Here is an 11,798-nt window from a genome sequence, read left to right as displayed (position 1 = left end):
CGAAAACTCCCAGGTCGCAGCAGCGTCCTCTGCTCCATCTCGGCGATGCTCCCGCAGGAGAGCGATCGCGGTGTGCTGGCGTCAGCTCGCTGCCGCGGCTAGCGCCACGTGCACGCATTCAAGGGTCCGGTCGACGTCTTCCTCGCTGGTGGCCGCGTTGAGGCGGCGGTCGCCGGTGGGGAAGGCCGGTTCCAGAATCCCTTGTGCCAGCAGCGAAGCGTGGTAGCGGGCGTAGCGCTCGCCGTCGGACTGCATGGCCTCGCGGAAGTTCGTCGGCAGCTCGGCGCGGAAGTACACGCACCACTCCGACCCCAGCCCCGCGACGACGGCCTCGACGCCGGTTTCGCCGATCGCCTTCGCGATTCCGGCGCGCATTCGCTCTCCCCGCGCGTAGAGCGTGCCGAACACGTCCTCGCTCGCCATGATGTCCATCGTCCTGTTGGCCGCGGCCAGGGCGTAGGGCGAGGCGTTGTAGGTCCCGTCGATGGTGGCCTCGGTCTTGGAGTACGCGCCGAGGTCGCCTGGGAGTCGAAGTGCTCGGCGTCGAAGAGGAAACCGGCGGAGGCGTGCGCGTTCGCACCAGCCGGGGGGACGAGCGGTTCGACCACGTGATCGCGTGCGCGGGATTGCAGTCGGATCGGCTCGCCCGGCGCTCAGGAGCCGCCGAATCCCCGTCGATCGTGCCCTTCTTCGGGCAGTACCTGGTCCTCGAACCCGGATTCCGGGACATCACCCGCGGGCTCGTCTACCCCGTGCCGGATCCGAAGTACCCGTTCTTGGGCGTGCACCTCACCAAGCGGGTCGACGGCGCGATGACCGTCGGCCCGAACGCTTTCCTCTCCTTCTCCCGGGAGATCTACTGGGGGCTGGGCATCGACGTCCGCGATGCGTTTGCCATCGCCGGGGATCCCGGTTTCTGGCGCTTCGCTTCGGCGAACCTCGCCGGTGCGCGGCGGGAGATCCACGGTGTCGTGTCGGCGAAGAAGTTCGTCAAGGACGCAGCGCGCTACGTGCCCGCCATCGAGGATGCCCGGTTCAAGCGCATGCCCCGCGGGATTCGTGCGCAGGCCCTCGACCGCGATGGTCATCTCGTCGACGACTTCGTGATCCAACACGTCGGTCCGGTCACGCACTTGCGGAACGCCCCGTCCCCAGGCGCCACTTCGTCGCTCGCGATCGCTGAGCACATCGTCGAGAGCGTGGTCGAACGCCACGATCTCGCTTCCCGCCGCCCCCGGTGAACCGACCTCGTGCTCACCGCGATGGCTGACGTGAACGCGGCCATCGTGGACGAGCTGCGCCGCGGTTGCCCCAACGTGGAAACCAGGCGCGGCTCGTGAGTCAGGACGCCGGAAGTACTGGCCAGACGGTCACCGTGCTCTTGAGCTCGGCTTTCTCCGGCCACTGCGCGGCGACGTACTGCGGGGGGACGTCCACGGCGTCGGCGGTCGGCAGGGGGAACAGCACTGCCGAGGGGATCGACTCGGCGGGCTCGGTGCCCACGAGCTGGGTGATCCGCGCCTGGCCCGGGGTTTCCAGCGTGATGCGGACCGGTGGTGAGTGCACGCCGGGGTGCTCGAAGCCGATCGGCAGCTGGTCGCCGACGAAGTGGAACGACATCGGTTGGGGGTAGCCCTGCAGCTCGCAGTCGGTGTCCGGGTTCGCCGCGTCGAAGTTGATGACGAACTCCTCGGAGTTGTTCTGGGTCACCGAAACCCGGAGGTCGTCGGGAGAGCAGTAGTTCACGTCGTCCGCGACCGCGGTACCGCTCGCGCTGAGGATCGCGGTTCCGGCGACGGCGACGGCGAGACAGGTAGCGCTGCGATGGATTCTCACGTTCGTCTCCTTCGTGAAGATTGCTCGGTCGTCCGGAAGACGCGATCACCCAGTGCCGCGATGCCATGGCATGGTGTTCGTCACAAACAAGCAACCTCGGCGTGATGTGTCGCCCGGCGTTGCGGTTCCCAACCCGGCTCCAGCGCTGGAATTCGCTGTGTAGGTTGGGAATGTGCGGATTCTCTTCAGTGCAACCCCCGCCTACGGACACGTTCTTCCGTTGGCACCACTAATGCAGGCTGCGGTCGGAGCTGGGCACGCCGTGGCGTTGGCGACCAGCGGCGGAGTGCAGGACGAGGTCGGTCCGGAGTTCGCCACCGAGGTGGATTTCCTGGCCGCCGGCGTGATGCCGATGGAGTTCTCCGAGGACGCTGCCCGGCGAACCGGTGCGGACCCCTTCCACCCGAGCCCCGAACTCATCGGGGAGATCTTCGGCGGTTCCCGCGTGGACCTCGGTGGGGATGCGACGGTCGATCTCGCCCGCGAGTGGGCTCCCGACCTGGTCGTGGCCGAGGCGTTCGACGCGATCGGCCCGCTGGTCGCAGCTGAACTCGGCATCCCCTGGTACCGGGTGGGTTTCGGCCCCGCGACGCCAGTCGTGATCATCGAGATCGAGCGCGTCGCGGCTTCGCGATACCGGGACGGGCTGAACCCCGTTGCGCCGCTGGGCTACATCGATCCGTGCCCGACGCTGCTGCAGGATCCCGAGTGGTCCAGCGGTGTTCCGGTGCTGCCGCTGCGCGCGCAAGCCCACCGGCGGCCCCACGACATGGCATTCGACCTGCCCGCCTTCGAGGACCCGTCCAAGCCCACGGCGCTGGTCACCCTGGGCACGATCTTCTCCGACCCGGACACGCTCGCCACGACGGTAGGAGCGATGGCGGGCCACGAGATCAACGTGATCGCGACGGTCGGCTCCTCGCTGCGGAATCCGGACGCTGAAGGCCCCGAACCTAGTTCGACGCCTGACGGTTTCGAGGTGCACTACGTGCCGTTCGTGCCGCTCGGTCAGCTCCTCGACCGCGCGGATCTCGTCGTCGGTGCGGGTGGTGCCGGGACGGTCCTCGGCGCGCTGGCGCACGGCCTTCCCATGGTGCTGTGGCCGCAGGGCGCTGATCAGCCCATCAACGCCGCTCGCGCCGCTGCTGCCGGAACGGCGATCATCGTCGACAGCGCAGGCGAGATCTTCCCAGCGGTGCAAGAGGTGTTGGAGCACAACACCGTCCGCGATCGGGCTCAGGCCGCCGCCAATGAGAACGGTGCTCGTCCTAGCCCCGCCGACGTCATCGAGGAGATCACCAGGCCCCAGTAGGGACTGGTCGGCCGAAACGCGGGCCGGATCAGCAGCGCTCCACGAGGTGTTCGCGACCTGGTGGGGGAGCGTACTGCTCCGGCCAGTAGTCGGTGATCCTGCTGATCAGACCGTGCTCGCTGAGTTCGAGCCACACGCAGGCGTCCATGCGCTCGGAACCGACCCGGGCGTCGATCCACACCGCGGCGTGGCGGCCGTCGGCGACGATGCGGCGGGTTCGCAGGTGCCAGTCGCCGGGGTAGTCCGCGTTGAACTGGAGGAACCTCGACCTGCCGCGAATCCGTTCGCGCGTCTGGGGCATTTCGTACACGACGTCGTCGGTGAGCAGCTCGGCGAGGGCCTGCCAGTCGCGTCGCTCGGTGACGTCGATGTAGGCCTGCGCAGTCTGCCGAGTTCTGGAGGTCTCATCCATGAGCGGCAATCTAAGGTCCGGCACCGACAGGGAACGGCTCGCCGCGACTCCTAGTCGCTGCAGGTGTCGTCGGTGGTGGATGGCTTGGCGTCGGACCAGCACCACTCGGCGCAGCACGGGCTGGCGGAGCGTGCGGACCTCTGCACCTCGGGGGAGCAGGGCGAGGCCGAGGTCGCCGACGAGGGTGACGCCGAGTTGCCCGGCTACCATCGCCATCGCGGTGGCCTGCTCGTCGACCTGGTGGGCGATGTGGGGTTCGAAGCCCGCCAGCCGGCACACAGTCATCAGCGCGCGGCCGAAGTCGGTGTCGCCGCCCGAGACGCCCCAGTCGTACCCGGCGAGCTCGGCGAGATCCACCGGTCCGTCGGGTAACCAGCCGCTGGGCACGATCAGGTGGTGCTGTTCGACGCCGACGACGGTGGACTCCAGGCTCAGCTCCCACGGCATCGGTGCGTCCGGGTAGTCGAGCACGAACGCCAGGTCGAGATCTCCGTCGCGGACGGACATCAGCGCGTCCTCCGGCCGAACCTCGCGCGTGCGCACGGAGATCTGCGGATGCCGGCGCGCGAGGATCGCCATGGCCGGTGGGACGAGCGACGCGGCGATCGTGGCGAGCGCTCCTACCTGCAGCTTGCCGGTGAGCACTTCCTGCTGCTGCTCCAGCGCAATCCGGGCTCGTTGCTCGGCGGCCAGGATCTCGGCAGCGTGTTCGGCCAGCGTGTGCCCGAGGTCGGTGAGCTGCAGGCGTCTTCCCGCCGGTTCCAGCAGGACCTGGCCGATCTCGCGCTGCAGTGCTGAAAGCTGTTGAGAGACCGCGGAAGGCGTGTAGTGCAACGCGGCGGCGGCGTCGGTGATTGTTCCGCGTCGGGCGAACTCGTGCAGGATCCGCAGGCGTCGCAACGACAGCTCCACCAAGGGATGCTAAAGCATTTGATGCAGTTTTCCCAAATGGACGTGTAGGAACGCCGTCGCGGAAACTTCCCTCACCCGATGCGAGGGAGCGACGATGGACGATCAGCGACATCCGGCGCGGCCGAGCGCCCTCAGCGGCCTGGACGGGGCAGCGGTGCCGCCGTGGCTGACCCCGGAGGCGATCGGTCGCGTCGGTGCGGCTGAACCCCGCCCGTTCGACGATGCCGAGTACGACGCGCGCCTGGAACAAGTCCGAGGGCGGATGGCGCGGCTCGGCGTGGACGCAATGATCGTGTTCCGGCCGTCCAGCGTCGAATACCTGTGCGGGTACCACACCGCCGAGACCGCACCTCAGCCGTTGGTGGTCACCGAAACTGCGACCGCGCTGTACGTCCCGGATCTCGAGCTCGGGCGCGCAATAGCCAGCTCCCGCGTCGACCAGCTGCATTTCAGCCGCTACACCGACGCGCTGCAGGGCCTGCGCAGCGTCCTCGACCACGTCGTCTCCGCGTTGCCCGGCACTGCCCGGGTGGGCGTCGAGACCGCGCATGGCTCGACACCGCCGTCGGCGCTCGGGACGCTGGCCGATCGTGGCGCCGCCGTGGTGGACGCGGACTACCTGGTCGAACGCGAACGGCTGGTGCTTTCGCCTGCCGAGATCCGGTGCGTCGAGCAGGCCGCTTCGGTGACTGAAGCCGGCGTTCGGGCCGCAGTCGCCGAGGCAGGCCGTGCTGATGCGACGGAATCCTCGGTCGCCGCTGCGGTCGCTGCCGCGTTGGTCGAGTCGGCCGACTCGGTGTCAGCGTGGGGACCGGTGGTGGTCACCGGGAACCGGGCGGGCATCCCGCATTCGAGCTGGCTGGGACACCCGCTGGCGGACGGCCCGACATTCCTGGAGTTCGCCGGCACCCACCACCGATACCACGCCCCGGTGATGCGCACCGTCGTCCGCGGTCGCCTCTCGCCGGAGGGCCAGCTGCTCGCCGAGCTGGCTCAAACCGCAGTCGCCGTGGTCCTCGAACGCGCGCGTCCCGGCGTCCCCTGCTCGCACGTCGCCGCCGAAGCCACCGCGGCGCTCGGTCCGCTGCCCGACGACGTCGTGTTCCACCAGTTGTTCGGCTACCCCGTCGGACTCGCGCACAAGCCGCACTGGATGGACGGGATGCCCTTCCACATCACCGCGAGCAATCACGAGCCGCTGCGCGAGGGCATGGTGTTCCACATCCCCGGCTCGTTCCGCCGCTTCGGCCGCGCCTGCGTCGGGTTGAGCCAGACCTTCGTCGTCGACCGGGACGGCGCGCGGTCGCTCACCCACGGTGCCGCCGAGCTCATCGATCTCACGGGAGCGATCGCATGACCACCAACGCCAGCACGCACGCCCGGGTGACCCCGGCGCTGCGACGACGAGCCGTGACCGCGGCGATGATCGGCAACGCCACCGAGTGGTACGACTACGCGACCTACGGCTACCTGGCCACCGTGCTCGGCGACGTGTTCTTCCCGGCGGAGAACTCGACGCTGTCGCTGCTCGCGTCGTTCGTGGTCTTCGCCATCGCCTTCGCCATCCGGCCGCTGGGCGCGTTCCTGCTCGGTCCGCTCAACGACCGCATCGGCCGCAAGCGCACGCTGTCGATCACCATCCTCACCATGGCGGCGGCGACCTTCGCCATCGGCCTGCTGCCCGGCTACGACACCATCGGGGTGTTCGCGCCCATCGCGCTGATCCTGGCCCGGTTGGTGCAGGGCTTCGCGGTCGGCGGTGAGTACGGGGGAGCGTCCACCTTCGTGGTCGAGTACGCGCCGGACGAACGGCGTGGTCTGTGGGCGAGTTGGCTGGAGTTCGGGGCGATCGGCGGATTCCTGCTCGCTTCCGGGATCACCACGTTCCTCACCTACGCACTGTCCACTCCGGACTTGCACTCCTGGGGCTGGCGCCTGCCGTTCCTGGTCGCGCTCCCGCTTGGCGCCATCGGCTTGTACCTGCGGCAGAAGCTGACCGATCCGCCGGACTTCACGGCTCTGGTGGAGAAGGTGGCCGAGTCGCGAGCGCCGGTCAAGGAAACGTTCGCCAGCCACCGCCGGGAAGTCCTGCTGTGCGGCGGGATCGTGATCTACTCCTGCGTCGGCACCTACATCCTGCTCACCTACATGCCGACCTACCTGACGGAGACCCTGCACCTGTCAAGCGCCACCGGGCAGACGCTGATCTTCGTGGCTGGGGCGGTGCTGACGCTGGGAATCCCGTTCGCCGACGCGCTTTCCGACCGCTTCGGCCGCCGGACCATGCTCGCCTCGGCCGCCGTCGGATACGTGGTGCTCGGCATCCCGGCGTTCTGGTTGATCGGGCAGGCGACCTGGCAGAGCGCACTCGCCGGACTGCTGATCCTGACCGTGTGCCACATTCCGGTGCTCGGCACCACCACCGCGACGCTGCCCGCACTGTTCCCGGCGCGCGTGCACGGAACCGGTGTTGCGCTCGGCTACAACCTGTCGTTCGCGGTGTTCGGGGGGACGGCGCCGCTGCTGATGGCGTTCTTGGTGAACCTGACCGGAAACCTCTACATGCCGGCGTTCTACCTCGGTCTGATCGCGCTGGTGGCGCTCGTGCCGATCCTGATGAGCTCGGAAACGGCGCGCAAACCGCTGACCTGACGGCCGGCGGCACGGTGGATCAGAGCGCGCGGACGTCACCACCGCGCGATCGCGGTGGTGACGTCCGTACTGGTCAGCGTGCTGCGGACGTCGGTTCCAGGCTGGGCGGGGTCAAGCGCCGAGCGCGGTGGAGCGAGGCGATTCCGGCCGCGCATAACAGGCCGATGCCGGACATGACGACCCAGGGCAGCGCGGGCAGTCCCGCTGACCGGGCGAGGTCGAGCACGCTTCCGGTCGCGAGGTTGCCGACCATGATTCCGACGCCGCACACGGTGTTGTACAGGCCGTAGTGCGTCGCCACGATCTTGTTGCCGGACAACGTGACGATGGTGTCCATCTCGAACAGGAAGACGATTACCTGCGTCAACCCGATCAACCCGGCAGAGACGATGAGCGGCACAGCGCGCACCACGATCTCGGCCACTGAAGTGGAACCGGTCGCGTCTGGAAGTGCAGCGGTCAGCAGTGGTGGAACGAACGCCGCCCATGACCAGCAGACTGATGACGAGACACGCTCCGGGCCCCAGCGCCGCTTGCACCAGGAGGTGACGCGCATCTGCCCGGCGATGGCCAGTAGCCCGGACACTGCGAAGAGCGACGCAACCGTTGCTGTCCCTGCTAGACCGCCCCCCGCGAGCCGCCGCGCCTCCAGCGGGAGTGCCAGGTAGACCTGGAACGACAGTACGTGAGTGCCGATCATCGCGATCGAGAACAGGACGAACGACCGGTTGGCGAGCACGGCTTTCCAGTCCGCGACCACCGAATCCTCGGTCGCTTCGCGAGCGGCCTTGCGCTGCGGAAGGGCTCGGACCTGCAGCACTGTCAGCACGGCGAAGACCGCGGAGGCGGTGAAGCAGGTCGCTTGGAACGCGATACCGGTCAGCGCCATGCCGACCAGCGGCCCGAGCAGGATGCCCGACTGGTAGAAGATGTTGAACAGCGCGAACGCTTCCACCCGCCGTTCTCCGGCTTCGTGCGACAGGTAAGCGCGAACAGCAGGGTTGAACAAGGCGTCGGCAAACCCCGTGGCAGCGGAGGCGAGCAGGAGCGCTGGCACGGTATCCACGACTCCCAGCAGCGCGAACCCCGCGGTTCGCAACAGGCAGCCCGCGATGATGAGCGGCTTGTACCCGAGCCGGTCCGCGAGCGTTCCGCCGATGAGGAACATGCCTTGCTGCGTGAAGTTCCGGACCCCCAGGACGAGGCCCACGACCCACGTCGCCAGCCCGAGGCCGCCCGACAGATGCGCGGCCAGGTAGGGGATGAGCATGGAGAAGCCCAGGTTGATCGTGAACTGGTTGATCATGAGCAGCTGGACGGTTTCCGCCCGGGTTCTGGCCTTCCAGCTTCGCCCAGAACCCGGTGCCGGGACTGTTGAACGGCTGGTCGATCCACAGGACCGGGGTGCTGCCGACGGTGGTGTCGATGGCGTTGGTGTGCGGGAGTGGAACTGCTGGTGACGCACCGAGTTGAGGGCTGAATCCGGTGCGGGGGAGAAGTCCGTGCATCACGTTCCTCGTGGTTTTGAAGGCAAGCGGAATCGGTCGCGCTGAACCGCGGATCGTCGAGAAGGAGGCCGATCGCAGGTGAGAGCAGTGCGCCGATCGTGATCAGTCAGGGGTGCGAGGGCTGATCAGGTCCGAAGTACGCACGTGGAGTTCAGGACGTCACGTCCGTGAAGTGGTGAAGCCGGTCTCAACTGGACGACGAGCGGAACGGATTGGTGGAACGCTGGCGGGAAGACGTGTCCGCCCGAGGCGATGTCCGGTGTGGACGAATCGATGTCCACCGTGGACACGACGTCGCGAGTTGAGGCCATGCAGTGGGTGTCGCTCGGCCCGTGGGCCGGGTAGCCGTGGTGGTCCCCGTCGCCGTTGTGCTCGCAGGGTTCGCTGAGCGCGCTCGCGGGCTGCGGGGTGTTCGGCTGCGCAGACGGCCGCGCCGACCAAGGTGTGCGCTGCGAAGACGGCGCCCAGCGTCGCCAGCAGGACGCAGAGGAATGAGAGCCGCAGAATGCGGACAGTGGGCGAACCGTTCGCGCACGGTGACGATCGTGCGCGAGCCTGTCACGCCCAGCAGTATCGGCACGCCACTTGAACACAGGCGCTGGGGCCGGGTGTTCGCGGGGTTGGTTGCGGGTGGGGCAGATCGCGGGCTACTGTCCTGAACGTGTTCAGTGAACATGTTCAGTCACGTGCGGAGAAGCGCGAGGTGACGCGGCAGAAGGTGCTGTCCGCCGCCGAGCGCTTGTTCCGCGACCAGGGGTTCGGCGCCACGACGGTCCGGCAGATCGCGGCCGAGGCCGGGGTCAGCGCCGGGACGGTGATGTCGGTCGGCGACAAGGACGCGATCCTCGTCGCGATCTTCGACATCTGGATCGACGCCGTGCACCAGGCGAGAACGGACGAGCCGGGCACGGTCGAGCCGATGTCCCAGGTGGACGCGGTCGTGTCCCTGATCGAGCCCTTCATCAGGTACTTCATGCTCGACGAGGAACTCTCGCGCGAGTACGCGGCGATCGTCGTGCGCGGAGTGCACGAGTCGGAGATCTTCCGGAACCTCGCGCAGTCCCTGGTCGACGAGATCGCCACGGCGCTTGCAGGCGTGGGCCTGAACGAAGGCGCATCCAGCCGCGGCGCGCGAGTCGTCTACTTCGCGTACCTGGGCATTCTCATGACCGTCGCGCACGGAACCCTTCAGGAATCGGACGCGATCGACCAGCTGCGCGAGGTGATCGGATTCGTGATCACCGGAGGAAGAGAGCAGAAATGACCGGTTTACCCCACATCTGGTGGCCCACCGCGCTCCTGGCGCTCGTGTTGTTCGGCGACGCGCTGATGTCGCTGAAGCCACCGGTCTTCATCCAACGCTGCCTCGAAGGAGTCAACCTCCCCCGAGACTGGTGGTGGATCCTCATCGCGGTCAAGCTCCTGGCAACGGCCGGCCTGCTGGTCGGCCTCAAGTACCCGGGCATCGCCTTCGCTACGAACGCAGCGGTCATCGCCTACTTCCTCTGCGCGGCCTACGCCCACGTCCGCGCGCAGTTCCTCAAGCAGGAATTCTGGCTCAACTGCCTGGGAATGCTGGCTTTCTCGACAGCAGTCCTCGTGTTCTCCTACGCGGTGTAGCCGAACTCGTCTGTTTGGTCGGCCGCAGCGATCCCCGCTCAGCTGGGTGCTTCGGCCGACACGATCAGGAAGTTCGGCAGGTGGACGTAACTCTCGATCCCGGGCACACCGCTCTGAGCGGCCACCGCTGGGTCCAGGCCGGGTTCGACGACCGCGCGCAGGCGGCAGTCGAGCTCGGCCAGTTCGTTGGGGTACGCCGACATCGGCCGGTGGGAGTCGGGAGCGTCCGGCCCGGGGATCTCGTATTCCTCCAGGTACTGCCGCGTGCGGTACTCACCGTGGTCCCGCCAGGCGGTCCAGAGTTGTTCGAACGCCGGGTGGACCACGGTGAACACGAGCAGCCCGCCCGGACGGAGGTGTTCCACGCAGCCGCGCAGTGCAGGTTTCCAGTCCGGAATCGCCATCAGGACCATGCTGCACACCACGGCGTCGAAGGGCCCACCGAGATGGGGAAGCCGAGCCAGGTCCGCCTGCACGTAGGTGACGCCTTGGCCCAGTTCGGCTTCCTTGTCCCGGGCGAAGGAAAGCCCTCCGCCGGTTCGACCCCGACGACGTGCGCTCCCCGCTCGGAGAGCATCCGGCTGAAGTACCCGTTGCCGCACCCCGCGTCCAAAACCCGTTGCCCGGAAACATCACCCAGCAGCCGCAGCAGAACGGGATTGATCAGATGCCGCTTGGCGAAGTCCCTGTCCGCAGCGGTCGCCTCCAACGCCTGACGCCCAGCAGAAGCGCTCCACCGCCGAATAGCGGCTTCGTTCATCCATCCAGAAGTCATTGCCCCAACCTTAGTCGGCAGCGCAACGCAGCAACGGCGAACTGGTCCAACTGGCGCCTACTGCATCGGAACTGAGACCGCCGAAACTCCATGCGGTCTGAGCATCAAGGGCGTTTAGGCGAACGCCTGTCACCATGGCGATGGTCATCGCGATCATGCACAAACTGCCGTGACAGCCGATCTGGTAAATCGGCGGCGTTCAGCTGCTCGGCGTTGACCGACTGGGCAGCCGCAATCTTGATCACCATCGATACTTACCGTTGTGTCGATCGGCTTTTTGATTCATGTGTCATTTCGCATCAGGTGACACCGACATGACGACGTTCAGGTTGTGGGCATGGGGGCTGCCCAGGGTTTGGTTGTCACCTGATGTGTGAGGCGTCGGCCTCGCCTGGAAGGATGCCACCGTGCCCAAGCCCTATCCCCAGGAGTTCCGTGATGACATGGTCGCCGTGGCCAGGCTCCGTTGAAGCAGGTCGCCGCCGATTTCGGGATCTCCGAGTCGTGCCTGGCCAACTGGTTGCGTGCCGCCGACGTCGAGGACGGTAAGCGCGCCGGGACCACTCGTGAGGAGTCTGCAGAGCTGCGGGAGTTACGCAAGCGCAACCGGTTGTTGGAGCAGGAGAACGAGGTCCTGCGTAAAGCGGCGGCGTATCTGGCGCAGGGCAATCTGCCGGGAAAATAGTGTTCCCGCTCGTCCGTGACCTGGCCGCGGCCGGCGCCTCGATCAGGGTGCCGGTCGCGGTGACGTGCAGGGTGCTGGGGATCTCC

General features: G+C 67.4%; 13 protein-coding genes and 1 pseudogene. 7 read left to right on the top strand and 7 right to left on the bottom strand.

Annotated features, from left to right (window positions below; all coding sequences use genetic code 11):
- Positions 1–81: 81 nt before the first annotated feature.
- Positions 82–423 carry a hypothetical protein gene (locus tag ACWCO2_RS12200; RefSeq protein ID WP_450127782.1) on the bottom strand — a complete coding sequence of 114 codons (342 nt, stop codon included), beginning with the start codon at positions 421–423 and terminating at the stop codon, positions 82–84.
- Between the two features lie 110 nt (positions 424–533).
- Between ACWCO2_RS12200 and ACWCO2_RS12195 the strand changes: the two genes are divergently transcribed.
- Complete coding sequence (locus tag ACWCO2_RS12195) at positions 534–1,241, top strand: FAD-dependent oxidoreductase (protein WP_450127781.1); 708 nt, start codon at positions 534–536, stop codon at positions 1,239–1,241.
- Between the two features lie 100 nt (positions 1,242–1,341).
- On the opposite strand, the gene ACWCO2_RS12190 is transcribed toward ACWCO2_RS12195, so the two are convergent.
- Positions 1,342–1,836: a hypothetical protein gene (locus tag ACWCO2_RS12190; RefSeq protein WP_450127780.1), complete on the bottom strand. Its 495-nt coding sequence runs from the start codon at positions 1,834–1,836 to the stop codon at positions 1,342–1,344.
- A 220-nt stretch (positions 1,837–2,056) separates the two neighbouring features.
- Between ACWCO2_RS12190 and ACWCO2_RS12185 the strand changes: the two genes are divergently transcribed.
- Positions 2,057–3,148, top strand: a complete 1,092-nt coding sequence (locus ACWCO2_RS12185) for a glycosyltransferase (protein ID WP_450127779.1) — start codon at positions 2,057–2,059, stop codon at positions 3,146–3,148.
- 28 nt (positions 3,149–3,176) lie between these two features.
- Here ACWCO2_RS12185 and ACWCO2_RS12180 read toward each other — a convergent pair whose 3' ends face one another.
- On the bottom strand, positions 3,177–4,472 hold the full coding sequence (locus ACWCO2_RS12180) for a LysR substrate-binding domain-containing protein (RefSeq protein ID WP_450127778.1): 1,296 nt from the start codon (positions 4,470–4,472) through the stop codon (positions 3,177–3,179).
- 94 nt (positions 4,473–4,566) lie between these two features.
- Between ACWCO2_RS12180 and ACWCO2_RS12175 the strand changes: the two genes are divergently transcribed.
- Both ACWCO2_RS12175 and ACWCO2_RS12170 read left to right on the top strand, forming a co-directional pair.
- Positions 4,567–5,829, top strand: a complete 1,263-nt coding sequence (locus ACWCO2_RS12175; RefSeq protein WP_450127777.1) for a M24 family metallopeptidase — start codon at positions 4,567–4,569, stop codon at positions 5,827–5,829.
- Positions 5,826–7,124 (top strand): MFS transporter, encoded by a 1,299-nt coding sequence (locus ACWCO2_RS12170; protein ID WP_450127776.1) that lies wholly within the window; start codon positions 5,826–5,828, stop codon positions 7,122–7,124. Before ACWCO2_RS12175 ends, ACWCO2_RS12170 begins: the two co-directional genes overlap by 4 nt.
- A gap of 73 nt (positions 7,125–7,197) precedes the next feature.
- Here the strand turns inward: ACWCO2_RS12170 and ACWCO2_RS12165 are convergent, their stop codons facing one another.
- Positions 7,198–8,430: an MFS transporter gene (locus ACWCO2_RS12165; RefSeq protein WP_450127775.1), complete on the bottom strand. Its 1,233-nt coding sequence runs from the start codon at positions 8,428–8,430 to the stop codon at positions 7,198–7,200.
- A gap of 905 nt (positions 8,431–9,335) precedes the next feature.
- On the opposite strand from ACWCO2_RS12165, the gene ACWCO2_RS12160 reads away from it, so the two are divergent.
- Both ACWCO2_RS12160 and ACWCO2_RS12155 read left to right on the top strand, forming a co-directional pair.
- The gene (locus ACWCO2_RS12160) at positions 9,336–9,896 is read left to right on the top strand and encodes a TetR/AcrR family transcriptional regulator (RefSeq protein ID WP_450127774.1); all 561 of its coding nucleotides are present in this window, start codon (positions 9,336–9,338) and stop codon (positions 9,894–9,896) included.
- Positions 9,893–10,252 carry a DoxX family protein gene (locus tag ACWCO2_RS12155; protein WP_450127773.1) on the top strand — a complete coding sequence of 120 codons (360 nt, stop codon included), beginning with the start codon at positions 9,893–9,895 and terminating at the stop codon, positions 10,250–10,252. Before ACWCO2_RS12160 ends, ACWCO2_RS12155 begins: the two co-directional genes overlap by 4 nt.
- Before the next feature lie 38 nt (positions 10,253–10,290).
- Here the strand turns inward: ACWCO2_RS12155 and ACWCO2_RS12150 are convergent, their stop codons facing one another.
- From ACWCO2_RS12150 to ACWCO2_RS12140, 3 genes are all read right to left on the bottom strand, one after another.
- Complete coding sequence (locus tag ACWCO2_RS12150) at positions 10,291–10,728, bottom strand: methyltransferase domain-containing protein (protein WP_450127772.1); 438 nt, start codon at positions 10,726–10,728, stop codon at positions 10,291–10,293.
- Entirely contained in the window at positions 10,656–11,012 is a 357-nt protein-coding gene (locus ACWCO2_RS12145) for a class I SAM-dependent methyltransferase (protein ID WP_450127882.1), read from the bottom strand. The genes ACWCO2_RS12150 and ACWCO2_RS12145 overlap by 73 nt, the downstream gene beginning before the upstream one ends.
- A gap of 119 nt (positions 11,013–11,131) precedes the next feature.
- On the bottom strand, positions 11,132–11,275 hold the full coding sequence (locus ACWCO2_RS12140) for a hypothetical protein (RefSeq protein ID WP_450127771.1): 144 nt from the start codon (positions 11,273–11,275) through the stop codon (positions 11,132–11,134).
- A 159-nt stretch (positions 11,276–11,434) separates the two neighbouring features.
- On the opposite strand from ACWCO2_RS12140, the pseudogene ACWCO2_RS12135 reads away from it, so the two are divergent.
- Positions 11,435–11,798, top strand: a pseudogene (locus ACWCO2_RS12135) (IS3 family transposase); the annotation flags it as partial.

It is taken from the genome of Saccharopolyspora sp. NPDC002376, assembly GCF_053593195.1.
The sequence above is the reverse complement of the archived record's forward strand: the minus strand, read 5'-3'. Positions and strand labels throughout refer to the sequence as shown.